Genomic DNA, 24,379 nt, shown 5'->3' with positions numbered 1-24,379 from the left:
ACGGGCCAGCATAGGGACTGCCAATGCCACCCAGAACCGGTTTGCGGCTGTCACACTCTAGCCATGCAGGATTCTGACTTGGGTGCCCTTCTCCGTTCCTGGCGGAACCGGCTGCAGCCGGCGGACGCGGGCCTGCCCGTTTACGGGTTCCGGCGGGCGCCGGGGCTGAAGCGGGAGGAGCTGGCCCAGCTGGCAGGTGTCAGTGTTGATTACCTGGTGCGCCTTGAGCAGGGCCGTGCCCGCCGGCCCTCCGCCCAGGTGGCGGCGGCACTGGCACGTGCGCTGCAGCTGAGCGACACCGAACGCTCGCATCTCTTCGAGATTTCCGGGCTGCTTCCGCCCGGGCCCGGAGAAGTTCCGACGCATATCCCGCCCGGCGTGCAGCGGCTGGTGGCGCGGCTTGGTGAAGTACCGGTGGCCGTGTTCACCGCCGCCTGGGACCTGCTGTCCTTCAGTCCGCTGTGGGCGGCCCTTCTCGGGGAGCCCATCCCGCCCGACAAGGGGCGTCCCAATCTCCTGCGCTCGCACTTTGCCGGGCGAACGCTGGGCAGCAGCGGAATTCGGATCATCTGTCCGAAGGACAGCTTGGAGATTTTTGAGGCATCCCTGGTGTCGGACCTGCGCCGCGCTTACGGACGGTACCCGCATGACCGCAGGGTGCAGGAGCTAATTACTGATCTGACTGCCTCCAGTGAACGGTTCCGTGCACTGTGGGACAGCGGAACCGTCAGCGAGCACCAGTCCGAAATGAAAGTGGTGCAGAACGCCGTCGTCGGGGATGTGGAGCTGGACTGCGACATTTTCACCGTGGCCGGCACGGACCTGCACATTGTCGCCTACACGGCTGCCGCCGGATCCGAGGCGGCAGGAAAACTCGATTTCCTGCGCGTCTCGGCTGTCACGGCGACGGCACTTCAGCTGGACGGTTGAGCGGAGGCCCCCGCGCCGGCCGCGGCCGCGCTCACCAACCGCCGCGGGTGGGCGTGTGTCCCTTCCGCGCGTCATCGGGCATCGGCATTTCCGCACGCAGGCCCAGCAGCCGGATGGGACGACCGGGCTCAATGGCGCCGGCCAGGTCCAGCGATCGGGCCAGGACCTCGTCCCGGTCAAAGGTTTCCGGGATTTTCCGCGCGTGCGTTTTGGTGGTGAACGGTGCGTACCGGACTTTCAGGGTCAAGCCGATCACCGGACGGGCCTCGGCCGCGACGTCCTTCAGGACGTTCGCGGCCAGCTCCCGGACGGCGGCTTCCACCTGTGCCGGCTCGGTAAGGTCCTGCTGGAAGGTGGTTTCCCGGCTGTGCCCGCGCGCCACCCAGGGCGTGTCATCCACCGTGCTGGACCCGTCGCCGCGGCCCAGCTCCGCGTACCACGGCCCCATCTTCGGGCCGAACTCCGGCACCAGGGCCTGCGGATCGGCAGCGGCCAGCTCCGCAACGGTGCTGATGCCGAGTTTGGCCAGCCGGCCGGAAATCTTGGCGCCGACACCCCACAGCTCCCGGGTGGGGCGGGCACCCATCACCTCCAGCCAGTTCTCCCGGGTGAGCCGGAAGACACCGGCGGGTTTGCCCAGGTCGGTGGCGTTTTTGGCCCGGACCAGGGTGTCACCGATGCCCACGCTGCAGTGCAGCTGCGTCTGCTCCAGCACGGCGGACTGGAGGTGCCGGGCGTAGGCTTCCGGATCTTCCGTCTGCGTGCCGACAAAGGCTTCGTCCCACCCCAGCACCTGCACGACGGCGCCGGGTTGGGCGCGCAGGGTGGCCATCACGACGTCGGACGCGGCCAAGTAGGCTTCGGCGTCCACGGGGAGGATGACGGCGTCGGGCACCTTGCGGGCGGCGATCCGCAGCGGCATCCCGGAGCCCACGCCGAACGCCCGCGCTTCGTAGGACGCGGTGGAGACCACGGCGCGTTCGGCCGGGTCGCCCCGGCCGCCCACAATCACCGGTTTGCCCGCCAGTTCCGGGCGCCGCAGCACTTCAACGGCCGCAATGAACTGGTCGAGGTCAACGTGCAGCACCCACTGGTTTCCGCTCACGCGACCAGTGTGCCGCAGGTGCGGCTGCCGCGACCAGCAGAATCACCGGATGCTGCACTCCGAAAGACGCCTAGGCGAAGTGGGTTGCCACCTTGGCGGCGGTGACCGATTCCACCAAACGCTCGGCCAGTTCGCGCAGCTTGATGTTCTGGTTGCTGGAGGCGCGGCCGAGGATGGCGAAGGCCTCCTCCTGGCTGCAGCGGTTCTGGCCGGCGACAATGCCAACCGCAACGTCAATAGCGGTGCGGGATTCCATGGCCTTGCGCAGGTTCTCACCCACGTCCTTGTGGTTGGCGATCTGCACGGCAACCTGAAGGGTGATGGCAGCTTCCTCTGCATACTCCTGAACGCGGCCGGTGAGCTCTTCCGAGAAGATCCCCTTGGCCCGGGCATAGAGATTCAGGGCGGCGCCGCCGTCGTTCCCAATGAGCAAGGGCACAGCAAGCATCGAGTGATAGCCCCGGCTGCGGATTTCGTCGAAATACTCCCGCCAGCGGGGGTCCGTGCCGGTGTCGTCCACCAGGGTTTGTTCATCAGTCTCCGCCGCGTGCAGGCAGGGCCCGTCGCCGTACCCGTACTGCAGCTCGTCCAGTTCGATCGCCTCCGGCCCGCTGGTGGCCACGGTCTGGGCATGTTTGTCCCGCTTGAGGGTAATGCTGCAGAGAATCTTGGTCGGGTCACTGAACAGGTCAGCCGCATGGACGGCAAAGGCCTCCAGGAACGGACTCACTTCCGGGTGGTCGAGAATAAGCTTCTGCAGTTGCGCGGCGACTGAGGTTCCCGGGGTATGGACTGACATGACCTAAGCCTATCCAACACAGGGTGAAAACGATGGAGGCCGGACCATCCCTCGGGGATGGCCCGGCCTCCTGCCGGCAGCTACTTCTGCTCGTCGTCCTTGTTGCCGCTCATCTTGTCCTTGACCTTGTCCTTGGCCTGATCAACCTGCTCGGGATGATCCTTGGCCGCGTCCTTGGCCTTGTCTGCCATGCCGCCCAAATCTGCCATGGGATTCTGCCTTTCCTCACTGGGGGTTGAGGCTCAGGTCCAGCTGCCTCGGTGGGTATCACCCATCCTGCACCCGGCCGCGGCCGGGCGTAACCCCCGCACGGTCCGGCACCGGACCTTACTTCCCTTGACTAAGCGTTTTCCACGCGGATGAGGATCTTTCCGGTGGTGCCGTTCTCGACGGCGTCGTGCGCGGCAGCGGTTTCCTCCAGCGGGAACCAGGTGAGCGGGAGCCCGGCGGATTCACCCACCGGCAGGACGCCGTCGCGCAGAGCTGCGGTGATGTCCTCTGCCGCGGCGTGCTGGGCCGCTTCACCGACGGTGTAGATGAGCACACCCTGCCAGCGGACGTTCTTGGCGAAGCTGGCGACGATCGGAGCGGTGAATTCCTCGCCGTTGTTGTTCGCGTAGTAGGCAATGCTGCCGTGGTTGGCGATTACGTCCACGTCGAGTACCGCGTTCTGCGCGGGGGAGACCTCCACGATCTGGTGGACGCCGTCCGGGGCGATCTCGCGGATCCGGTCCGCCTCGGCGTCGTCCGGGTAGCGGACAATGTGCTGGGCGCCGGCAGCGCGCGCCAGCTCGGCCTTCGCATCGCTGCTGACCGTGGCAATCACGGTGGCACCGGCCCACACGGCAAGCTGGATGGCGGCGTGCCCGACAGCGCCGGCGCCGCCCTGGACGAGGACGGTCCGTCCGGCGAGGGCGCCCGGGGCGAGCCGGGTGGGACCTTCTTCATGCACGGTCAGCGCGCGGTGCGCAGTCATGGCCGGGACGCCAAGGCTGGCCGCGACGTCGAATCCGATGCCCTCGGGCAGCTTCACCGCACGGTCGGCCGGCAGAATCGTGAATTCCTGTGCGGTGCCGGTGGGGCGGCCGTGCGCCGCGAGGTAGATCCACACCCGGTCACCGGGCTGCAGGTCAGACACCCCTTCGCCGACAGCGTCGATGGTGCCGGCGCCGTCCTGGTTCGGCACCACCTCGGGGAAGGCAAGGTTTCCCGCGGCGCGGGCCTTCCAATCGGTGGGGTTCACGCCGGAGACCGCGACGCGGACCCGCACCTCCCCCGGACCGGGCGAGGCGACGTCGCGCTCCTCGAGCGTGAGGACGGATGAGGGGCCTGTGGTGGAGTACACGATTGCTTTCATTTGCGGTACAAGACACGGCGCCCTTCTTCTATTCCCGCCCGGAATGAAAAAGTCAGCACACTGTCCGTTATGCTACCTACCGACGCGGCGGATCCGCCGTTGAATACGTCAGTTCTATGGGGGAAAGAAACGTGTCTCAAGAGACCAGTTACAGCAATTCCGGAGGATTCCAGCCCGCAGCTCCGGCACCAACCCAAGCCATGGCTCCGGCTCGGGCGAAGACGGTGGAAACCGCCTTCTGGCTCCTGCTGGCTGCAGCGGCTACGGTGCTGATCCGCATTCCGGTGGCGATCGTGACCGCAAACCAGGACCGGTACAAATCCCAGATGGAGCGCTCCCTCGGGCCGGAAAACGCTGAGATCTGGGCCAATAACCAGATCGAAGGTTTTACCACGGCGGGCATCATCACCGCCCTCATCCTCATCGCGTTGGCACTGCTGTCCCGGATGGGCCACGGCTGGCCGAGGATTGTGCTCATTGTGGTTGTGGTCCTGACCGCGCTGAACACCCGGGTGCAGTTCTCCGGGAGCCTTGTGGATGTTTACGAGGTTGCCTGGGTGACGCTGGTATCCGTTGTCCTGACCCTGGCGGCAACCGTGCTGTTGTTCCTGAAGCCGTCCAGTGACTACTTCAAGGCCAGGAAGCAGCACCGCAAGAGCAAGGCAGCGGCGCAGGCCTAGGCCGAGCGTGGACTGCGGCCGTCCGGTCAGCCTGCGCGGCTGCCCGGACGGCCGCGTCCGTTCTGCGGACGTAGGCTGGAAGCATGCGACACGAAACCCTGTGGGAAGCCAAGAAGCGACAGAATCCGGGACACTCGGCCTGGTACATCTCCCGGTTTGAGCAGATGCGCCGCGATGGCGCTGATCTGCACGGCGAGGCCCGGCTGGTGGATGCAATGCTGCAGCGGGGTGCCCGGATTCTCGACGCCGGAGCAGGTCCCGGACGGGTGGGCGGGGAACTGGCCCGGCGCGGCCACACGGTCGTGGGCGTGGATGTGGACCCGGAACTGATCGACGCCGCCCGGCAGGACTTCCCCGACGTGCAGTGGTTCGTAGGCGACCTGGCCGAGCTGGACCTGCCCGCCGCGGGCGTGGCCGAACCCTTTGACCTGATTGTCTGCGCCGGAAACGTCATGACATTCCTGGCGCCGGGCACCGCCGTCGACGTGCTCACGCGGATGCGGAACCATCTGGCCCGCGACGGCCGGATTGTGGCGGGCTTCGGCGGAAACCGCGGCTACGCCTTCGACACGTTCTTCGACGACGCCGCCGCGGCCGGACTGCGGGTGGAGCAGCGCTTTGGCACTTGGGACCTGCGGCCGTTTACGTCGGAGTCTGATTTCCTGGTGGCGGTGCTGGGCCGGGCCTAACCGCCGGCTTTGCCCGGACTGCTAGTTCTTTTCGAGCACCACGGCGGTGCCGTTTGCGGTGACCGCAAAGAGGAAGGGGAGATACAGGGTGCCGCCGGAACTGGTTGCGGTTTCGGGATCCATGGTCAGGTAATCGAAATCCACGCCGATCACGGCGTTGCATCCGAGCGCGTAGGCCTCCTCCTTCAACTTGGCGAGGGCGGTTTGCCGGATATCGGACAGGCCGGCCAGCAGGTCCGCACCGACACTCTTGTTCACTCCGCTAAACCAGCCGTGCTTTGGGCGATCCATTGACACCGCTCCGTCGCCGGAAATATAGCCCGAGTACTTCGTGATGGTATGGCCTTCAAAGTTGAAGCCCGAGCTGATGAACATGCCGGCCAAGGCACGCTGCTTTTCCAGCTCAGCTCGTTCCGCGTCGGCCTGTTCCACCGCAAGTTGCTGCTGATCCTTGGCGAACCGGGCCTTTTCCCGGACTAGATACTGGGCGTAGTTTTCGACCACTTCGTCCGTGTCGACGCCATCATCAACGCTTACGCCTGTGATCCCGGCTTTGAACGGCATTCCGGACTGCCGAATCCAGTCCTCGAAAGTTATGGGATCAAGCTGGTATTTCTTGGCGATGTCTCTGATTTTCACGTAATTCCCTAATCGACCGGACTAGGTATACCCGAGACGAATTTCTCGGGACCACAGACCGCGGCCTTTATTATCCGCGGATTGTGCTGCCCGCCGGCGCCCGGCGCGCAGGGGCAGGAAACCGGCGCACCGCAAGCAGGGAATATGCCAGCAGGAAAGCAAGCGAAAAAGGCAGGGATGCCAGCGGCATGTCGGTGGCGTTAGGGTTCGACAGTCCCACCGCTCCAAGGGCAAAAACACCCACATTGTTAATCACGTGCAGGGCGATGGCCGCCTCGAGGCCTCCCGTACGCCAGGTCATCCAGCCCGTGGCAACGGCAAAGGCGGCAACATCTATCTGCCCCACCAGGCCATACCCGTGTCCGAGGACAAATATCGGAACCGGCAGCAGGATGGCAAAGGCCGGATGACGCAGCCAGGATCCGATGCCTTGCATCAGCAGGCCGCGGAAAGCGTATTCCTCCGCTGCCGCTTGAAGCGGTACAACGGCTAGGACCACAAGCAGGAGAAGCCACACGTTGCCGGATCTACCGCCCCCGCCACCGTCCTGCCCCCACGTCACCGGCAGCAGCATGCTCAGGCCATTCAGGACTGCGAAAAGCGCCACCGCCAAGGCCAGCAGTTTGGGAAACGGCCGCCAGCGCAGCCGGCCGGCAATCGAGGAGAGCGTTCCGGCCGGACGCCCGCCGCCCCAGCGGACACCCAGTGCCGCCGCCGGCCAGAGCAGCGTCACTGATCCGAACAGGACCACCAGCTGCCCGGGATCGGTGAGGTCGGATTCCGCCGACAGCGCCTGGTCCACGGTTACGGCGATGCCGGGGACAAACATCCCCGCCACTGCCGTCGCAACTGTCGCCAGCATTGTCAGGACGGCGAGAACAACGAGCGCAACCAAAACCGTGGTCAGCGGATGCCACCAGCGGTAGTTGGGCCGGGAGCGGGCCAAGCGGTGATACGGATAGCCTCCGGCTGCGCCTGGGGGAACATCCTGGTCGGGCAGGGCCAGCGGCGGAGCGGATGGCAGCTCAGGGGTCGGCGAGGCGGGGGAAGGATTCGGGGAAGTCATAGGCCCAGTCTTACGGCCCCGGCCTGCGGCCCGCTTCGGCTGTTCGGTCCCCGCAGTTCGCCGTTCGGCGGGTCAAAACTTCATGCTTTCGGCCAATTGCGGCCTCGGTGCACAGCTCACTAGGATCGGTGGAATGCCAACCCCGACACAACGCCCCAGCGCCTGGAAGGTGGCTGGTATCACCGCCGCATCCGGGGTGGTCGGGTTCCTGTCTTTCATGGTGCTGCTGGGGCTGTCCCTCGAGGATGAAGAGATCGGCGTCAGGTTCGCGGCACTGATGTTCCTGGACTTCTTTCTCGGTTTGCTGGCCGTCGGTTTGCTGCCCCTCGCCCTGCGCCGGGCGCCGGTGGGTGTCGGACTGACCATCATTGTCCTCAGCGGTCTCTCCAGCATGGCTTTCCCTGCGGCCTGCCTGTGCATCGTCCGCATCGCAGCGCTGCGGCGTCCCCGGTCTCTGATTGCTACCATCGTGGCCTTTGCCGTTGCGGTGGCCGCCGGCGTCGTCGTCAACCCGCTCGACCCGGGAGACCAAGGGCTCGGGTGGATTTTCCTGGTTTCCCTGGTCCCGCTGCTCGTCCTCGTGCTCATCGGCTTGAACCGCGGCGCCCGAGCGCAGCTGATCGTTTCCCTGCGCCACGAGGCCGACAGCGCGCGCCGGGAGCAGGATGCCCGGGCGGACCAGGCGCGGCTGGCCGAACGCACCCGGATCGCGCGGGAAATGCACGACACCCTGGCCCACCGGCTCAGCCTGATCAGCATGCACGCCGGAGCCTTGGAATACCGCTCCGACCTGGACGCCGAGACCATCCGGTCCACCGCCGGGATCCTGCGCGAGACCGCCCACAAAGCAGCCATGGAACTGCGCACGGTCCTGACCGTCCTGCGGGAAGAAGAGGCCGAGGCCGCACCCCAACCGAACATCGCGTCCATTCCGGCACTGGTGGACTCCGCACGGGCAGCCGGCACCGACGTCACGCTAAGCATTGCACCGCCCCTGCTGGCTACCGAGGCGGATGCTCCCGCCGACGCCACCTCCCGCCACCTGTACCGCGTGGCGCAGGAAGGCATTACCAACGCCCAGAAACACGCCCCCGGCCATCCGGTGACGGTGTCCCTGACCGGTGCCCCCGGACACGGGATTACCGTGAAAGTGAGCAACCCGGTCTCCGGCCCTCCGCGCCGCTCGCCGGACGGGCTGGGCCTGATCGGGCTGGCCGAACGGGCCCGGCTGTCAGGCGGGTCCTTTGAATCCGGTGCCCGCCAAGGCATCTACACCACCAAAGTGGAGGTGCCGTGGTGAAGGCGGAGAAAGTGCGGGTCCTGGTAGTGGATGACGAGCCCCTGATCCGGGCCGGGCTGCGGCTCATCCTCGACGGGGCGCCGGACCTTTCCATTGTGGGGGAAGCGGGCGACGGCGAAACCGCCGTCCGGCTCGCGGCCGATCTGGAGCCCGACGTCGTACTCATGGACATCCGCATGCCGCGCCTGAGCGGGATCGGGGCGACCGAACGCATGACGGCGCTGCCGGTGCCGCCCCGGGTGATTGTCCTGACCTCGTTCGATACGGACGATTTCATTCTGTCCGCGCTGCGGGCAGGGGCCAGCGGTTTCCTGCTCAAGGACACCGCGCCGGCAGAGATGGTTTCCGCCGTCCGCGCCGCAGCAGAGGACAACCTGCGCTTCTCGCCGGGGATCCTCAAACGCATTGTCGCCGCCGCAGCCACGGTCCGTCCCGCACCGGCGCCGCAGCCCAACCCCTTGCTGGAGCTCAGCGAGCGGGAGCGCGCCGTCGCCCGTGCCGTGGCCCGCGGCCTGACCAACACGGAAATAGGCGCCGAACTCTACGTCAGCGTGGCCACGGTCAAAACCCACATTGCCAACGCGTTCACCAAACTCGGCGTCACCAACCGCGTTCAGCTGGCCGTGACCGTCCTCCAGTCCGAAACGCCCGCCGGGTAGATTTTGGGGCCGTTGCGCCCCAACGCTGCACGGCAGTACGCTCCTCTCACCGGAAGTAAAAATACGGACCTGTTGCCCGTACGCATACGCCGCCCGCCGGGCAGCCACTTCTCCCTAATCAGAGGAGTGCGCTATGGATAACCGCCCACCTGCTTCCGGACCCGGCCAGGCACTTGCCGCCGCGACCGCACCCGGCCCCGCCGGACCGCCCGGGAAATCCCCGCAGTCGCTGCGCGCGGCGTGGCTCGCCCTGACCGGGCTGTCCGCGGTGTTCCTCTTCGAGATGCTGGATAACTCGGTCCTGAACGTTGCGCTGCCCACGATCGGCCGCGATTTGGGAGCGTCGACGGCGGCCCTGCAGTGGGTGACCAGCTCGTATTCCGTGGTCTTCGGCGGGCTGATGATCGCGCTCAGTGCGCTCGCAGACCGGGCCGGCCGCCGCAAGGTCATGCTGGCCGGGCTGGTGCTCCTGGCCGCTGCGAGCATGGCCACCCTGGCTGTTACCTCCGTAGGGCAGCTGATTGGGGTCCGCGCCGTGATGGGCGTTGCTGCCGCCATGACCACCCCGGGTTCGATGGCCCTGGCCTTCCGCCTCTTTGACGATGAGAGGCTGCGTGTGCGGGCCCTGACGCTCATCTCGACCGTGGGGCTGGTTGGCCTGGCAATCGGCCCCGCGGCTGGAGGGTTCCTGCTGGCCGCTGCCCCGTGGCAGGCGCTGCTGCTGGTCAACGTGCCGATCGCCGTCGTCGCCGTCATCTGCATCCGCGCCGCAATCCCCGCGGACCGCGCCGACGAACTCCACGCCCAGCCCCTTGACCTGATTGGTGCCCTCGCCGGCACCATCACCATCGTGTCCGTGCTGGCCGTGCCCGCGCTGTTGGTCGGAGACGGCGCAGCTTCCGGGCGCCCGGAAGCCGTGGCCGCGGTGGCGGTCCTGGCGGGGGCGGGCTTCGCGTTCCGCCAGCGGCATGCGGCCAACCCGTTGCTGGACTTCGCCCTGGTGGCCCGCCCGCTGGTGTCCAGCGGCCTGGCCTTCAAAGCCGCGGCGGCACTGGCCGTTGCCGGCCTGGGCTACATGGTGACCCTGCAGCTGCAGCTCGAGTGGGGATGGACCCCCGCACAGGCAGCTCTGGGGCTGCTTCCGCAGGTTGCGGTCCTTATTGCCGGGGGTGCGCTGATTGGCCCGCTCATTAAGCGGATCGGTCTTGAGCACGCCGCCCGGCTGAGCGCTGCCGCCGTGGTGGCCGGGCTTGCCGTTTACGCCGTGTTCGGCCAGCGCAGCTATCCCTGGACTGCCGTGGCCATGGTACTGGTCGCGGCGGGAATGCGCGTGGTGGGCGTGGTCTCCGGCAACAACGTGATGCGCGGGCTGCCGGCGGACCGCACCACCGTGGGCGCGGCCCTCGTTGACACGGCCGGGGAGTTGGCCACCGGCGTCGGCATCACCCTTGCCGGCACGTTCATCGCTGCCGCCTTCACGGGCAGCATTGCCGCGGGGGAGTGGACAGCCGCCCAGGCCGGGCAGTTTCGGGACGGAACCACGCTCGCCGCCTGCACGCTCACCGCGCTGGCTGCCCTGCTGGTGGGGTTCGGCATGTTCCGCGCCCGCGCGAAGAACGGCGGTCCGGAGAACGGATAGCGGCTCCGGACACGGAAAGAGGCCCGGTGTCCCGGGCCTCTTTCCTGCGGTGCTTTTCCTGCTAGCTGATGGCGGCGCGCAGTTCCTTGGCGGCCATAGCGGGGTCATCGGCGCTGTAGATGCCGCCGCCGACGACGGCCACGTTCGCACCCGAGGCCTGGACATCAGCGAGGGTGGCCAGCTTGACGCCGCCGGCGATGGAGAACGCGACACCGGATTCCTTGCCGGCGGTCAGCAGGGTGTTGAGGTCATAGCCGTCCTGGGCCTGCTCGTCGAGACCGGCGTGGAACTCTACGAACTCGGCACCAAGATCGGTGACCTCCTTGGCGCGGGCCGCCTTGTCATCGACGCCGATGAGGTCCACCACAACGCCCTTGCCGTGGGCCTTGCCGGCCTTGATGGCTCCGGTGATGGTGGAATCGTCGGCGACGCCGAGGACAGTCACCAGGTCGGCGCCAGCCTTGAAAGCGATGTCGGCTTCGAGTTCGCCGGCGTCCATGGTCTTGAGGTCTGCGAAGACAATCTTGTCCGGGTGGGCTTCCTTGATGGCAGTGACGGCGGACAGTCCGGCGTTCTTGACCAGCGGTGTGCCGAGTTCAATGATGTCGACGTACTCGGCGACCTTCCCGGAGAGCTCGAGGGCGTCTTCGACGGTCAGTACGTCCATGGCGAGTTGAAGTTTCATGGTGTTTCCTTTGCTAGCTGGGGATGGAAGTTGAGGGGGCACGCGTTATTCGAGGTTCGCGTGCCGGGGCCAGAGGTCCTCGGCGGGGGTGCCGTCGATTTTCCAGAGGGTGTGGAAGACGGCGTCGAGCACCAGGAGCAGTGCCTGCTCGAAGAGGCTGCCGGAGTACTGGCGTGAGGCCGTGCCGCGGTGATCGGTCTTTTGGGCTGCGGGAATGAGGACCACATGGTGCGCTATCCCGGCCAGCTTCGACTCGCCGTCGGTGGTCAGCGCGGTCACGCGGGAGTCCACGGAGACGGCTGTTTCCGCAGCGGCTACTGCGCCGGCAGTGGTTCCGGATCCCGAGGCAACAATCAGCAGGTCACCGGGGCCGATGGCCGGCGTCGTTGTTTCGCCTACGACGTGCACGGTAAGTCCGAGGTGCATGAGGCGCATGGCGTGCATGCGCAGCGCAAGGCCGCTGCGTCCGCCGCCGGTGACGAAGACCCGCCGGGCCTGCCGGATCTCGTTCACCAGACCGGCAAGCTGGTCTTCCTGCAGGCCGTCCGCCGCCGCGGCAAGCTCGTCCTGGAGCAGGCTCAGGCTGGCGGGAACGGAGGGCTGCCCTGGAATCTCAGTCACCCGGATCAGTCCGTGCTGATCTGGTGGCGGAACGTGTCCCGGCGGGTGTGGAGGTCCCACAGGACGCCTGCGAGGACGTCGGGATCCTTTTCCGGATCGCCCTCGATGATGCGTCCGCCGATGATGAGCTGGGACACGTGAATGCCCTCCTCGCCGAGGACCTCATTGAGGAGCTGCGCGTAGGCCGCCTGGCCCGCGAACGCCACCGAGGTTCCGGTGACGCCGCGTCCGGGCTTAACGGCCGATCCGCCGTTGACGAAGAGGATGGTGCCGCGGTTCCCGCCCAGGAACCGCATGCCGGGCAGCACCTGGTGGACTGCAGCCACCGGTCCGTAGATGGAGAACTCAACGGGACCCACCAGGTCCGCCGGGGTGGTCTCGAGGACGGGCCGCATGAAGTCCTTCTGCGGCAGGGGACTGTACTGCAGCACCTCTACCGGGCCGAGGGTTTCGGCCGCAGCCTCAAGGGCCGCAGCGATCGATTCCGGGTTGCGGACGTCGGCAGCGAAGCCGCGGGCCTGGACACCGGCCTTGCCGAGGTCTTCGGCTAGCGCATCCAGCTTGGCCTGGTTCCGGGAAATCAGCGCAACGGAGAATCCCTCCGCGCCGAACCGTCGAGCGACGGCAGCTCCGAGGCCGCGTCCTGCACCAATGATCGCGATTGTAGTCATGGTGCTTACAACTGGTTAGGGTGCCGAATAATTCCGTTAGCCCACGTGTGCCGCGTCGGGAACCTTCAACAGGTCCTCCTTGGCCGGACGGATCATGAAGAACCCGATCGGTGCGGCCAGGAACAGCGCGACGCCGGCCCAGATGAACGCGGTGGAGTAGCCGCTGACCAGCGCCTCCAGCTGTGCGGCGGGCTGGGCCGCGTTGGCGCTGCTCATGTAGGCGGTGATGGCAGCGGTGTAGACGGCGGTGAACAGCGCGGTGCCGATAGACCCGCCGATCTGCTGGGTGGCCGATACAGCGGCACTGGCCACACCGGCGTCGTGCTCATCGATCCCGGCCAGCGCCACGTTCTGCAGCGGCACGAAGATCATTGCCAGGCCGAGGCCCAGCAGGATCAGTCCGGGCAGGACCTCCACGGCGTAGTTGCCCTCCACCGAGATGAAGGACAGCCACACCAGACCGGCCGCACCCACCACCGGACCCACGGTCATGGGCAGGCGGACGCCGGTGCGCGGCAGCAGGTTGGACAGCACACCGGCGCCCACCATGATGGCCAGGGTCATCGGCAGCGACGCCAGGCCGGACTTCAGCGGCGAGTAGCCCAGCACAATCTGGAAGTAGAAGATGAGGAACAGGATGCCGCCCAGCAGCGCGGCGCCGGTCAGCGCCGAGGCCAGGAACGCACCGCCGCGGACCCGGTTGGCCAGCACACGCAGGGGCAGCAGCGGATTCGAGACGCGGCTCTCCACCCACACAAACAGCGCCAGGATTATGGCGCCGGCAGCCAGGAAGGCAATGGTTTCCACACGGGCCCAGCCGTTTTCGGCCTGCGAGAAGCCGTACACCAGGGACGCCAGGCCGGCCACCACCAGGACGGCGCCGGGCAGGTCGTACCGCGTGTTGCCGTGCGCCTTGCTCTCGCGGATCAGCGGCAGGCCGGCGGCCATGGCGACGACGGCGATGGGCACGTTCACCAGCAGGCACCAGGTCCAGCTGGCGTACTGGGTCAGCACGCCGCCGAGCAGCAGGCCGATGGCCGCGCCGCCGCCGCCGATGGCGCCGTACACGGCGAAGGCCTTGATCCGGTCCTTGCCGGTGGGGAATGTGATGGTCAGGATGGCCAGCGACGCCGGGGCGAGCAGGGCGGCGAAGGCGCCCTGCAGTCCGCGGGCGGCCAGCAGCATTTCGGTACTTTCCGCGAAGCCGCCAATAGCGGACGCGACGGCGAAACCGGCCATGCCCACCATAAAGGTGCGCTTGCGCCCCCAGTAGTCGGCAATCCGGCCGCCGAGCAGCAGCAGCGAACCGAAGGCCAGCGCGTAGATGGTCACCACCCAGGTGCGGTCGCCGTCGGACATCCCGAGCTCACGCTGCGCGTCGGGCAGGGCAATGTTCACGATGGTGCCGTCCAGGACCACCATCAGCTGGGCCAGGGCCAGCACGGCCAGCAACAGCCAGCGGTGCGGATGCGCGGAGTGGTCGTGCGCTTCAGGGGCGCCGGCAGGGGTGGTGCGGTCCATAAAGGGGAATTCCTCATCAAACGAACTGGTTGGTTGGCTTAGCTAGACTACAGGGATGAGAAGCGACGGCGAAGCTACCCGTGCCAGGGTCATGGCAGCGGCACGTAAGGAATTTGCGCAGTACGGGCTGGCCGGTGCCCGGGTGGACCGCATCGCGGCAGAAGCCCGGGCCAGCAAGGAGCGGATCTACGCCTATTTCGGCAGCAAAAGCGGCCTTTTCACCGCGGTGCTGGAAATGAACCTGCAGGAAACCACGGACGGAATTCCCCGGGATGCCCTGGACCTGCCCGGTTTTGTCGGGGCCATGTTTGACCACGCGACGGATTATCCCGAGCACCTGCGCATGCTGGACTGGGCGCGGCTGGAAGGAGCGCAGGAGCTGCTGCCGCAGCGACCGTGCGGCCGCCCGGGGCCCGCGGTTGAGGACGTGGCCCGCGCCCAGGCAGACGGAATCATCGATCCGTCCTGGGATCCGCATGACCTGGTCACGCTGCTGTTTTCCCTCGCGTCGGCCTGGGCGCAGTCTCCGGAAGTCCTCTTTACCGGCGAAACGGCAGCAAGCCACAGTTCCCGGGAACGACGCCGGGAGGCCGCCGTCGCGGCGGCCTGCCGGCTGCTGGCTCCCGCAGCCGGATCCTGAATCATGGCGGTTACGCCAAAGCGGCGGGCCCGTCAATGACGCTTCCGGCCTCGTTTATCCAGGGTCCGGTTCCCGCCCGGGGGCAATGCCTGTGCAGGTTTTCCCGGATGGTCCCGGCGTCCGTGGTGTGCCGTCCGCGCAGCAGGGCGAAGAGATCCACGTCGAACTCCACTCGTCCGTCGCCCCACCAGGCGTCGTAGCGGAGTCGGCGCCGGGGCCGGTGCAGCCACCGCGACGGGGCAATAAAGGCCGTGGCGCGGAGGGCAAGGGGAACGTCTGCGGCCGGTGTCATGGGTCGATAGTGCCACGGCTAAAGGCTCCGCTGCCGAAAAGGCAGGGCGGCTGCACCCACTCGAGGCGCAGCCGCTCCTACGATCTAGAGCTCCGTGGTGACCTTCCACGAGGAGTGGATGGCGCCGTGGATGTAGTTGACCGCACCCGCGTCACCAACCACGTCGACGTCGATGCCCAGGTTCGCGGCCCGCAGCTCGTCCGCCAGCGGCGAGGCCGACGTCGTGCCGTCTGCGTAGACCACCATGTCCGCGGGAGCCGAGAAGCTTTCGCCGTCCTCGGTCCACTCCACGCTCTTGGGGGTGATGCGCGTGACGGAGACGTTGCGGTGGATCTTCACACCGTGCTTTTCGGCGTCCTTGACCGCGGTCCAGCGCCGCGGCATGGCCAGCGGCAGGCCGAGCTGCTGCTTTTCGTGCAGCAGCGTGACATTGCGGCCGCGTTCGGCCACGAATTCGGACAGTTCCAGGCCCACGAGGGACCCGCCGATCACCACTATGTTCTTGCCCATGGGCAGCCAGAACTTGGTGAACTGGCGGACGAACTCCGGGCTCTTCGTGACGCCGGAGAGCCGGCCGAGCTTGCCGAGGGTGCTCAGCAGGGCGCCGGCCTCTTCAGCGGTGGCGGTGCCGAGCATCATGGCCCGCAGGGTGTCGCCGGTCTGCACGTTGGGCAGGTCGCCGCCGGGGAAGTCCGGCTTCGGGCGCACGGCGCCGGTGGCGACGATGACGTGGTCCGGGTGCAGGGCCTTGATGGATTCCACCGTGGCCTTGGTATTCAGCTTCACCGCGATGTTCAGCCGCTTAATTTCGGACTTGAACCACTTCAGCAGGCGCTCGTTGTCCGGGGTGGTCATGGTCGAGAACCACATGGTGCCGCCGAGGCGGTCGGACTTGTCGACAACGGTGACCCGGTGGCCGCGCTCGGTCAGCACGCGCGCGCTTTCCAGCCCGGCCGGACCGGCGCCCACAACTACCACGTGCTTGGTGGCGGAGGCCGGCTTCAGCGGCAGCAGCGCTTCATTGCCCAGCGCCGGGTTGACCGCGCAGAACGGGGTGTCGTCGAAGAAGTTCTCCGCAACGCAGAGGTAGCAGTTGATGCAGGGGCGGACCTGGTCGAACTTGCCGTCGCGGAGCTTGTTCGGCAGTTCCGGGTCGGCCAGCAGCTGGCGTCCCATGGCCGCGAAGTCGATCTGTCCGGCGGCCAGCGCCTTTTCAGAAACCTCCGGCAGCATCCGGCCGACGGCAATGACGGGAACGCTGACGTGCTTCTTGATTTCGGCAGCGTTCTCCAGGTAGGCGCCTACCTTGTTGGGCAGGGGGCCGTCGGTGAAGTTGTCGAACGGGTTCCGTCCCCAGCCGGTGACGTGGATGGCGTCTGCGCCGGCCTGTTCGAACAGCTTGGAGGCCTCCACGGCTTCTTCGAGGGACAGGCCGCCTTCCTGGCCGTATTCCTCACCGGCAACACGGACCAGCACGGCCAGGCGGTCGCCCACCCGCGCCTTGACTGCGCTGATGACCTCGCAGGCCAGCCGGGCGCGGTTTTCCAGCGATCCGCCGTATTCGTCGGTGCGCTTGTTGTCGCGCTGGTTCAGGAACACGCCGAGGATGTAGCCGTGAGCGACGTGGATCTCGATGGCGTCGGCGTCGGCCTTGGCGATGCGCTCGGCGGCGTCGGCCCAGGTGGAGACGAGCCAGGCGATGTCCTCGCCGGTCATGTCGCGGTATTCGGTCTTCTTGCCGGCCGTGGCCGCGCCCATCTTGCCGAGCTCTTCGCGGGTGCTGTCGGCCAGGGCGGACATGTCATAGGTGTAGTCCGGCTGGTTGGGGGCGAGCACCGGGCGGTCATTGGCCACATCCACGCGGGCGACTTTGCCGTGGTGGGTGGACTGGATGCACAGCTTGCTCCCGGCGGCGTGGACCGCGTCTGCGAGGGCCTTCAGTCCGGGGATGTACTTGTCATCCGAGAGTCCGGGCTCCTTCATGGAAGCGGCGCCGTGCGGGAAGGCGATGGCACAGGCACCGGTGATGATCAGACCGGCGCCGCCGGCGGCGCGGGAGACGTAGTGGTCGATCTCCGTCTGTTCAATTTCACCGTGCTCGGAAACGTTCATGTCCATGGCGGGCAGGACAATCCGGTTGTGCGTGTCCATGGGGCCGATGCGGCCCGGGGACATCAAATGGGGGAAGGTTTTTGTACTCACAGTGGTACTTTACAGCTGATGTTTACACTGTAAACATCTGCGGAAAGAAGGCTGGGTTTTCTGCCTTATTTCGGCAGCGCAGGGCCGTCCGCGTCACGGGCGCCAGGCAGGGGATCCGCTCCGGTTGCGGGCTCGTTGTTTTCATCCTTGAGCTGCTTCACCTCGGACTTGAAGATGCGCATGGACTGGCCCAGGCTGCGGGCCAGGCCGGGGAGTTTGGGTGCGCCGAACAGCACAATCGCCAGAACAACAACAACTAGGATTTGCCAGCCTTCGAGCCTCATAACAGGGAACCTTCCGCGGGGGTGGAGATGGATGAAACGGGAGATGTAACGGGATCCGCCGGCCGGCCATGCAGCGCCCGGATCAGGGAGCGGTCACGGTCGCGCAGGCTCTGGCGCCCGACGGCGGACTCCGGACAGTTCAGTTCGAAGCCGTGATACGCGCCGGGATACACGTGCAGCTCGGTGGGCACGCCTGCCTGCAGCAGCCGGGACGCGTAGGTGATGTCCTCGTCCCGGAACAGGTCCAGTTCGCCGGTCTGGATCAGGGTGGGCGGCAGGCCGGACAGATCCTTGGCCAGTGCGGGGACGGCATAAGGAGAAAGTTCTGCAGCAGCGCCCAGATAGCACTTCCACGCGAACTCGCTGTGGGCCCGGTTCCAGGTGGGAATGGCAGCAAACTCCCGGGCGGAGGGGGAGGTGTGCGTGGCATCAAGCATCGGGTACATCAGGTAGGCGAAGGCAAGAGCCGGTCCGCCGGCGTCGCGGTTCTGCAGCGTGAGGGCCGCGGCCAGGCCGCCGCCGGCGCTGGAGCCGGCCACCGCCACCCGCGACGGATCCACGGATAGTTCCGCAGTCGAGGCGAAGAGCCACGCGAGCCCCGCGGCCGCATCATCCATCGCGGCAGGGTAGGGATGTTCCGGCGCCAGCCGGTAGTCCACGGCCACCACCACGGCAGCTGTCCGCAAGCACAGAGCAGCGCAGTACGGGGTGTCCAGATCCACGGTGCCGGCAATCAGGCCGCCGCCGTGGAGCCAGTAGATAACCGGATGCGGACCCGCGCCCGGCGGCGTGAACACCCGCAGGGCCAGCCCGTCCACGGTGCAGTCGCGGACAGTGACACCCTCCGGCAGGGCGGTACCGGCCGGAGCTGCGGCGTTCGCCCGGAAGGCTGCCAGTCCCGGCAGCGTGGTGGGCGGGGGGTGCATTAGCGAGTACTCCAAGCCGGGGAGCAGCTCCGGATCCACCCGTGCCAGGAAGGGTTTCATGAGGCCAGCGCGTCCGCGAACCAGCCGGTGATGGTGGCCGGATGGGTGATGGCCGTACCAACCACCACCGCGAAGGCTCCGGCGTCCAGGGCGGCACGGCCCTGTCCCGGGCTGTGGATCCGTCCTTCGGCAATGACCGGACGGCCGCCCAGGTCCAGCCCGGCCAGCTCGTGCAGCAACTCCAGGTCGGGTCCGTCTGTTTTGGGCCGTTCCCCGGTGTAGCCGGCCAGCGTGGTGCCGATGATGTCCGCCCCGGCCTCGGCGGCAGCAACGGCGTCGGCCGCCGAACCGCAGTCGGCCATCACCAGTGCCGGGGACTGCCGGTGCACCCCGGCGACGGTCTCGGCCAGCGTCAACCCGTCCGGCCGTTCCCGGCGGGTGCCGTCCAGCGCCACTATGTGCGCGCCGGCGCTCGCGCAGGCCAACGCATGGTGCAGCGTTGGAGTGATGAAGACGCCGTCGTGCCCGTCCTTCCACAAACCGATCACCGGCACCTCCACGGCCGAACGCACCGCCTGGATGTCCCCGATGCCCTGCACCCGGACGGCCGCTGCCCCGCCGATCACTGCCGACTGCGCCACCTGCGCGGTGGTGCGCGGATCCCGCATGGGCTCGCCGGGGTAGGCCTGGCAGGAAACGATCAGACGGGAGCGGAGGGAATCAAGGTCAAACATGGGAACCTTCGGGAACGGTAGTGAGGGACAGCGCGCGGCGGGCTGCACCGCGGATGGCCGCGGTTTCGCCCAGCTGCGCAGGGACTATGGGCAGCTCGGTGAGCGGGCGGAGCAGTTCGCGCCGTGCGGTGCGCTCCATGGTCTCCCACCAGAGCGGCCCGGCGAACGCCAGTCCGCCGCCCACCACAACGACGGCGGGGTCCAGGATGTTGGCCAGCCCGCCGATGGCGGACCCGGCGGCCGACGCACCGCGGTGCAGGGCCTCGGCAGCAACCGGATCGCCGGCGGCGGCCAGCCGGTAGACCTCGCGGGTGTCCCCGGCCGCGCTGCCGCCCAGCCGGGCATACAGCGCAAAGATGCCGGGCCCGGAGGCAATCGCTTCCACATGTCCGGCGCCGCCGCAGCTGCAGGCCAGCGGAACACCGGCCTCGTAGGCGAACGGGGAGGCGAAGTGCCCCACATGCCCGGCGGTGAAAGTGGCACCCTCGACCGGCTCGCCATTCTGCACGTAACTGCCGCCCACACCCGTGCCCAGCCCGATGAACAGGACGCTGTCCACACCGGCCCCGGCGCCCAGCCAGCTCTCGCCGAGGGCATGGGCGTGGACATCATTCAGGGCAGTGGCGGGCAGCCCCGTCCGGGCAGTGAGTCCGGCGCTCAGCGGCGTGCCGGTCCAGCCGAGGATCGCATCGGTCGCGGACACCACGGTGCCGCGGCCGGAGTCGATCACGCCGGCGGAGCCGATGCCCAACGCGTCCACGGCCAGGCCGCGCCGGGCCGCTTCGTCCTGCAGGGACCGGACCAGCCGTGCGGCGGTCTCCACGACCTCCTCCGCACCGGACTGCGACGGGGTGGCTACGGAGAAGGAGAAGACCACGTTTCCTTCAGCGTCGACAATCCCGCCCGCGGTCTTGGTGCCGCCCAGATCGATCCCGATGACGTGCCGCATGGCGATCAGAGCAGGCCGTTGTGCTCGAGGACCACGCGGATGGCCGCGGTTTCGGCCTCGTTGAGTGCGGTCATGGGCGCGGACATCACGTTGGTGTCAATGACGCCCAGCAGCATCAGCGCGGTCTTGAAGGCACCCAGTCCGGCGGCGCCGGGCGAAACGCGGCCCGGGGTGGGCGCGTACACAATGTTGAACAGGTTGGCCAGACGGTCCTGGATCCGGGCGGCTTCGGCGAAGTTGCCGGCCTGCGCCGCGGCGTACAGTGCCGCGTAACCGGCCGGGTCAACGTTGCCCAGCCCGGGAACCACGCCGTGCGCTCCGCCCAGCAGGGCGCCGTCGACCACTACCTCGTGCCCGGTGAAGACGGCGAAGTCCGGCAGGTCCCGGGTGGCCAGCAGAAGCTGGCGGAAGGAGACGTCGTCGCCGGAGGAGTCCTTCACGCCGGCCAGGACGCCGTCCTGCGCCAGGGTCACCAGCATGGGCAGCGGCAGCTTGAAGTGGGTGCGGACCGGCACATCGTAGGCGAACAGCGGCACGTCGAAGGCGGCGTGCAGGGCACGGAAGTGGGTTTCGGTCTCGGCCATGTCGGAGATGGCGTAGAACTGCGAGGTGGCCACGATGGCGTCGGCGCCCAGGCTGATCAGCCGCAGGCCCTCCTCGATGACGCGGGGCGTGGTCTGCTCGCTGGCCCCGGCGATCAGCGGCACTTCGCCGGCATTGACCCCGGCGATGGTGCGCATCACCGTGTCGCGCTCGCTGTTGGTCAGGTAGGGGACCTCGCCGGAGGAGCCCAGCACGAACAGGCCGGAAACGCCGCCGTCGAGCAGGTACTTGGTCAGCTTCTCCAGCGAGGCGGTGTCAATGGCGCCGTCCGCGGTGCGGGGCGTGACAACCGGCGGGATAACGCCGTGGAAGCGGGGCTGTGGTGCGTGTGACAAAAACTTCTCCAGTGCTTGGTGTTGGTGCGGGGGATAGATAAAACGGTCTGGACGCTCAGGTGTGCAGCAGGCTGGGCGCGGCGCCGAGCAGGCTCTTGGTGTAGTCATTGGCGGGTGAGTCGAAGACCTGCCGGGCGGGACCTTCCTCGACGATGCGGCCGAAGTACATGACGCAGATCCGGTCCGAGACGTAGCGGACGGTCTGGATGTCATGCGAGATGAAGACCATGCCCAGGTTCAGGTCCTTCTTCAGGTCCGAGAGCAGGTTCAGCACCTGCGCCCGCACCGACACGTCCAGGGCCGACGTCGGCTCGTCGGCCACGATCACCGACGGGTCCAGGCACAGCGCCCGGGCAATCGCCACGCGCTGGCGCTGGCCGCCGGAGACCTGGTGCGGGGTGACCTCGGCGGCGGACTGCGGCAGGCCGACCAGGCTGAGCAGCTCCTTCACCTTCGCGTCGCGGGTCTGCTGGTTGCCGATGCCGTGCACCTGCAGCGGGTCGGTGAGGATGTCATGGATGGTCATCCGCGGGTTCAGGGCGGTGGCCGGGTCCTGGAACACCACGCCGACGTCGCGGCCGAAGGTTTTCTTCGAGACGGAGGCCCGGGTGCTCACCTTCTGGCCATGGAACAGGACAGAGCCAGACGTCGGCTCCTGCAGCCCCACGAGCACGGAGGCGAGGGTGGACTTGCCGCAGCCGGATTCGCCCACGATGCCCACGGTTTCGCCGCGGCGGACGGTGAAGTCCACGCCGTCCACCGCTTTGACGATGTTCGGGCGGAACAGGGAACCGGAGCGGGCCCGGTGGTGGACCTTAACGTCCTTCAGTTCCAGCACCGGGCTGGTGTCGGCGTGGATCGCGTTGCTGCTCATGAGTCCTGCCTTGCTGTAGTGCCGGAGTTCGCCAGGGCGGCCGGAGCCGGTGCTTCCGTGCCGGTTTCGTGGCTGGCCCAGAAGTGGTCCTTGGTGCCCACGCGGACAAACTGCAGCACCTGGTTCGGATCGGCATCCGGGCGCAGCGAGCGTTCGGCAAACCGGTCCCCGGGAGCGAAGTCCTTGGGGGAGGGGACGGTGCCCCGGATCTGGTGCAGCCGGTCCGCGCCGGCCTCGATGGAGAGCACCGCGCCCAGCAGGCCGCGGGTATATTCGTGCCGCGGGTTGCCCAGCAGCTCGGGGACATCGGCGGATTCCACCACCTGCCCGGCGTACATCACGGTGACCCGGTGGGCCAGGGAGGCGACCAGGGCCAGGTCGTGGCTGACAAAGACCATGGCGAAGCCGAGCTGTTCGCGCAGCTCGTTGAGCAGGTCAACCACCTGCTTCTGCACGGTGACGTCCAGGGCAGTGGTGGGCTCGTCCGCCACCACGATCTTCGGGGACCGGGAGAGGGCCATGGCAATCAGCACGCGCTGGCGCTGTCCGCCGGAAAGCTCGTGCGGGTAGCTCTTGAGCGTACGGTCCGGGTCCAGCTTCACCATCTCCAGCAGCTCGCGCGGGCTCTTCCGCCCGCCGCGCCGGGTCAGCTGCAGCATCTGGTCCTTGATCAGCATGGACGGGTTCAGCGAGCTGAGCGCGTCCTGGTACACCATGGCGATCTGCTCACCGCGCAGGCCCCGGTAGAGCTTGTCGCGGTCCTTGGGGTTGTTGGTGAGCAGTTCCTTGCCGCGGTACTTAATGGAGCCGGTCAGCCGGGCGGTGGCCGGAAGCAGGCCCATGATCGCCAGGGAAGTGATGGACTTGCCGCAGCCGGATTCACCCACCAAGCCCATGGTTTCGCCCTCGCGGACGGTGAAGCTGACCCGGTCAACAATGGCGGTGTCGCCGTAGCGTTCCGGGAACCGGATGGAGAGGTCCTTCACTTCCAGGATCACCGGAGCGTCGTCGCTGACCGGAGGCAGCCGGTCGGAGCGGCGGGCCTCAGCGGCGGCCAGCAGCTCCAGTTCCGCGGCCAGCGCCTCAAGGGAACCGGCCTTGGTGACGTTGGCTCCGGCGTCGGACCGCGCCTGCCCGGCCGCCGCGGCACCGGCCGCCGCGATACCGGCTGCAAGGTCGGCGTCGGTTCCGGTGGCGGCAGACGCGGTGAGCGGAGAGTCGGCCAGCGAGGTGCCGGCAGGATCCAGCACGGAGGGCTGGGCGGTGGTGGCCACGGCTTCGGCGGCCCGCTTCTTGGAGCGCCGGGTGCCGGGGTTGACCATGGCGTCGGTGAGCCCTTCGGCGAGGACGTTCAGCGCCAGGACCGTGAGGAGGATGGTGATGCCGCCGAAGGTGGTGGGCCACCAGGCGCCGCTGAACACCACGTTCCGGCCGTCGGCCATCACGTTGCCCCAGGACGCGGCGGGCTGCTGCACGCCGGCACCGAGGAAGGACAGGGACGCTTCGAGGATGATTGCGTCCGCCACCATCACGGTGGCGAAGACCAGCACCGGGGCAGCACAGTTGCGGGCAATGTGCTTGAGCAGGATGTAGGTGCGGCCGGCACCGATGACGCGTTCGGCGCGCACATAGTCCTCGCCGTATTGGGCCAGGACGTTGGCACGGACCACGCGGGCCAGCTGCGGGGTGTAGACAATGGCGATCGCGAGGATCAGCACCGGAACGGTGGACCCGAAGAGGTTCAGGGAGTGCTCCCGGAGGGCGAACAGCAGGGCTGCTGCCAGGGCGATGCCGGGGAAAGCCATCATGATGTCCAGGATCCGCATCACGGTCTCGCTGACGGCCTTGCGTGAGGTGGCGGCAATGGCGCCGAGGATGGCACCCAGGATGAGGGCCAGTGCGACGGCGCCCAGGCCGATGGAAATGGACACCCGTGCCCCGTAGAGCATCCGGGAGAATACGTCATAGCTGGAACCGTCCGTGCCGAAGAAATGCTCTCCGGTGGGGGAGAGGACGGGAACGCTGGATTCGTTTTCGCCGAAGGGGGCGAGGAAAGGCCCGAAGACGGCCACAAGCACAATGAAGGCCAGGAATCCGAGGGCGAGCTTGGAGCTGATGCTCAGCGCGGTGAAGCGGGCCCCGGTGTTGCTGAGCCGTTCGGTAAGTCCGTTGCGCATGG

At 67.5% G+C, this 24,379-nt stretch carries 26 protein-coding genes; 7 read left to right on the top strand and 19 right to left on the bottom strand.

The window, feature by feature from the left end:
* The first annotated feature begins 63 nt into the window (after nucleotides 1-63).
* Nucleotides 64-930, top strand: coding sequence for a helix-turn-helix domain-containing protein (locus LOC57_RS13690; protein ID WP_229960401.1), 867 nt, complete (start codon nucleotides 64-66; stop codon nucleotides 928-930).
* A 31-nt stretch (nucleotides 931-961) separates the two neighbouring features.
* Here LOC57_RS13690 and LOC57_RS13685 read toward each other — a convergent pair whose 3' ends face one another.
* From LOC57_RS13685 to LOC57_RS13675, 4 genes are all read right to left on the bottom strand, one after another.
* Complete coding sequence (locus LOC57_RS13685; RefSeq protein WP_442860732.1) at nucleotides 962-2,035, bottom strand: DNA polymerase IV; 1,074 nt, start codon at nucleotides 2,033-2,035, stop codon at nucleotides 962-964.
* 70 nt (nucleotides 2,036-2,105) lie between these two features.
* Nucleotides 2,106-2,834 carry a GAF and ANTAR domain-containing protein gene (locus LOC57_RS13680; RefSeq protein WP_229960400.1) on the bottom strand — a complete coding sequence of 243 codons (729 nt, stop codon included), beginning with the start codon at nucleotides 2,832-2,834 and terminating at the stop codon, nucleotides 2,106-2,108.
* Nucleotides 2,835-2,914: 80 nt separating this feature from the next.
* Nucleotides 2,915-3,043 (bottom strand): hypothetical protein, encoded by a 129-nt coding sequence (locus tag LOC57_RS16450; protein ID WP_269439735.1) that lies wholly within the window; start codon nucleotides 3,041-3,043, stop codon nucleotides 2,915-2,917.
* Nucleotides 3,044-3,174: 131 nt separating this feature from the next.
* Nucleotides 3,175-4,191: an NADPH:quinone reductase gene (locus tag LOC57_RS13675; RefSeq protein ID WP_229960398.1), complete on the bottom strand. Its 1,017-nt coding sequence runs from the start codon at nucleotides 4,189-4,191 to the stop codon at nucleotides 3,175-3,177.
* Nucleotides 4,192-4,322: 131 nt separating this feature from the next.
* On the opposite strand from LOC57_RS13675, the gene LOC57_RS13670 reads away from it, so the two are divergent.
* Both LOC57_RS13670 and LOC57_RS13665 read left to right on the top strand, forming a co-directional pair.
* A complete protein-coding gene (locus LOC57_RS13670; RefSeq protein ID WP_229960396.1) occupies nucleotides 4,323-4,871 on the top strand; it encodes a hypothetical protein in 549 nt (182 codons plus the stop codon).
* 83 nt (nucleotides 4,872-4,954) lie between these two features.
* On the top strand, nucleotides 4,955-5,560 hold the full coding sequence (locus LOC57_RS13665; protein ID WP_229960394.1) for a class I SAM-dependent methyltransferase: 606 nt from the start codon (nucleotides 4,955-4,957) through the stop codon (nucleotides 5,558-5,560).
* A 21-nt stretch (nucleotides 5,561-5,581) separates the two neighbouring features.
* Here the strand turns inward: LOC57_RS13665 and LOC57_RS16535 are convergent, their stop codons facing one another.
* Together LOC57_RS16535 and LOC57_RS13655 are read right to left on the bottom strand one after the other, a co-directional pair.
* Complete coding sequence (locus tag LOC57_RS16535; RefSeq protein WP_229960392.1) at nucleotides 5,582-6,199, bottom strand: YbjQ family protein; 618 nt, start codon at nucleotides 6,197-6,199, stop codon at nucleotides 5,582-5,584.
* A 70-nt stretch (nucleotides 6,200-6,269) separates the two neighbouring features.
* Nucleotides 6,270-7,265 carry a CPBP family intramembrane glutamic endopeptidase gene (locus tag LOC57_RS13655; RefSeq protein ID WP_229960390.1) on the bottom strand — a complete coding sequence of 332 codons (996 nt, stop codon included), beginning with the start codon at nucleotides 7,263-7,265 and terminating at the stop codon, nucleotides 6,270-6,272.
* A 133-nt stretch (nucleotides 7,266-7,398) separates the two neighbouring features.
* Between LOC57_RS13655 and LOC57_RS13650 the strand changes: the two genes are divergently transcribed.
* The 3 genes from LOC57_RS13650 (at nucleotide 7,399) to LOC57_RS13640 (ending at nucleotide 10,863) form a co-directional block, all read left to right on the top strand.
* Nucleotides 7,399-8,565, top strand: coding sequence for a sensor histidine kinase (locus LOC57_RS13650; RefSeq protein WP_229960388.1), 1,167 nt, complete (start codon nucleotides 7,399-7,401; stop codon nucleotides 8,563-8,565).
* Nucleotides 8,562-9,224: a response regulator gene (locus LOC57_RS13645; protein WP_229960387.1), complete on the top strand. Its 663-nt coding sequence runs from the start codon at nucleotides 8,562-8,564 to the stop codon at nucleotides 9,222-9,224. The genes LOC57_RS13650 and LOC57_RS13645 overlap by 4 nt, the downstream gene beginning before the upstream one ends.
* Nucleotides 9,225-9,357: 133 nt before the next feature.
* On the top strand, nucleotides 9,358-10,863 hold the full coding sequence (locus LOC57_RS13640; RefSeq protein ID WP_227913061.1) for an MFS transporter: 1,506 nt from the start codon (nucleotides 9,358-9,360) through the stop codon (nucleotides 10,861-10,863).
* A gap of 61 nt (nucleotides 10,864-10,924) precedes the next feature.
* Here the strand turns inward: LOC57_RS13640 and hxlA are convergent, their stop codons facing one another.
* From hxlA to LOC57_RS13620, 4 genes are read right to left on the bottom strand one after another with little or no spacing between them, the layout of a single operon-like run.
* On the bottom strand, nucleotides 10,925-11,548 hold the full coding sequence (gene hxlA, locus LOC57_RS13635) for a 3-hexulose-6-phosphate synthase (protein ID WP_227927154.1): 624 nt from the start codon (nucleotides 11,546-11,548) through the stop codon (nucleotides 10,925-10,927).
* A gap of 45 nt (nucleotides 11,549-11,593) precedes the next feature.
* A complete protein-coding gene (gene hxlB / locus LOC57_RS13630) occupies nucleotides 11,594-12,169 on the bottom strand; it encodes a 6-phospho-3-hexuloisomerase (protein ID WP_229960386.1) in 576 nt (191 codons plus the stop codon).
* A gap of 5 nt (nucleotides 12,170-12,174) precedes the next feature.
* Nucleotides 12,175-12,840, bottom strand: coding sequence for an SDR family NAD(P)-dependent oxidoreductase (locus LOC57_RS13625; protein WP_227913064.1), 666 nt, complete (start codon nucleotides 12,838-12,840; stop codon nucleotides 12,175-12,177).
* A gap of 36 nt (nucleotides 12,841-12,876) precedes the next feature.
* On the bottom strand, nucleotides 12,877-14,361 hold the full coding sequence (locus LOC57_RS13620; protein WP_229960385.1) for an MFS transporter: 1,485 nt from the start codon (nucleotides 14,359-14,361) through the stop codon (nucleotides 12,877-12,879).
* Nucleotides 14,362-14,416: 55 nt separating this feature from the next.
* Here LOC57_RS13620 and LOC57_RS13615 point away from each other — a divergent pair, with 55 nt between their 5' ends.
* Nucleotides 14,417-15,001, top strand: coding sequence for a TetR family transcriptional regulator (locus LOC57_RS13615; protein ID WP_229960383.1), 585 nt, complete (start codon nucleotides 14,417-14,419; stop codon nucleotides 14,999-15,001).
* 10 nt (nucleotides 15,002-15,011) lie between these two features.
* Here the strand turns inward: LOC57_RS13615 and LOC57_RS13610 are convergent, their stop codons facing one another.
* The 9 genes from LOC57_RS13610 to LOC57_RS13570 all read right to left on the bottom strand — a co-directional run bounded on the left by LOC57_RS13610 (nucleotide 15,012) and on the right by LOC57_RS13570 (nucleotide 24,377).
* The gene (locus LOC57_RS13610) at nucleotides 15,012-15,293 is read right to left on the bottom strand and encodes a hypothetical protein (RefSeq protein ID WP_229960381.1); all 282 of its coding nucleotides are present in this window, start codon (nucleotides 15,291-15,293) and stop codon (nucleotides 15,012-15,014) included.
* 84 nt (nucleotides 15,294-15,377) lie between these two features.
* The gene (locus LOC57_RS13605; protein WP_229960379.1) at nucleotides 15,378-17,495 is read right to left on the bottom strand and encodes an FAD-dependent oxidoreductase; all 2,118 of its coding nucleotides are present in this window, start codon (nucleotides 17,493-17,495) and stop codon (nucleotides 15,378-15,380) included.
* Nucleotides 17,496-17,560: 65 nt separating this feature from the next.
* Nucleotides 17,561-17,779 (bottom strand): Sec-independent protein translocase subunit TatA, encoded by a 219-nt coding sequence (tatA, locus tag LOC57_RS13600; protein WP_227913069.1) that lies wholly within the window; start codon nucleotides 17,777-17,779, stop codon nucleotides 17,561-17,563.
* Complete coding sequence (locus tag LOC57_RS13595) at nucleotides 17,776-18,765, bottom strand: alpha/beta hydrolase (protein ID WP_229960377.1); 990 nt, start codon at nucleotides 18,763-18,765, stop codon at nucleotides 17,776-17,778. The genes tatA and LOC57_RS13595 overlap by 4 nt, the downstream gene beginning before the upstream one ends.
* Complete coding sequence (locus LOC57_RS13590) at nucleotides 18,762-19,439, bottom strand: N-acetylmannosamine-6-phosphate 2-epimerase (RefSeq protein ID WP_227913071.1); 678 nt, start codon at nucleotides 19,437-19,439, stop codon at nucleotides 18,762-18,764. Before LOC57_RS13590 ends, LOC57_RS13595 begins: the two co-directional genes overlap by 4 nt.
* Entirely contained in the window at nucleotides 19,432-20,388 is a 957-nt protein-coding gene (locus LOC57_RS13585) for an ROK family protein (protein ID WP_229960375.1), read from the bottom strand. Before LOC57_RS13585 ends, LOC57_RS13590 begins: the two co-directional genes overlap by 8 nt.
* A gap of 5 nt (nucleotides 20,389-20,393) precedes the next feature.
* Nucleotides 20,394-21,326, bottom strand: coding sequence for a dihydrodipicolinate synthase family protein (locus tag LOC57_RS13580; RefSeq protein WP_229960373.1), 933 nt, complete (start codon nucleotides 21,324-21,326; stop codon nucleotides 20,394-20,396).
* A 55-nt stretch (nucleotides 21,327-21,381) separates the two neighbouring features.
* Complete coding sequence (locus tag LOC57_RS13575; protein WP_227913074.1) at nucleotides 21,382-22,200, bottom strand: ATP-binding cassette domain-containing protein; 819 nt, start codon at nucleotides 22,198-22,200, stop codon at nucleotides 21,382-21,384.
* Entirely contained in the window at nucleotides 22,197-24,377 is a 2,181-nt protein-coding gene (locus tag LOC57_RS13570; protein ID WP_229960371.1) for a dipeptide/oligopeptide/nickel ABC transporter permease/ATP-binding protein, read from the bottom strand. Before LOC57_RS13570 ends, LOC57_RS13575 begins: the two co-directional genes overlap by 4 nt.
* Between the last annotated feature and the right edge of the window lie 2 nt (nucleotides 24,378-24,379).

The sequence above is a fragment of the Arthrobacter sp. zg-Y750 genome, from assembly GCF_020907365.1.
In the GTDB taxonomy this organism is placed as follows: Bacteria; Actinomycetota; Actinomycetes; order Actinomycetales; family Micrococcaceae; genus Arthrobacter_B.
The sequence above is the reverse complement of the archived record's forward strand: the minus strand, read 5'-3'. Positions and strand labels throughout refer to the sequence as shown.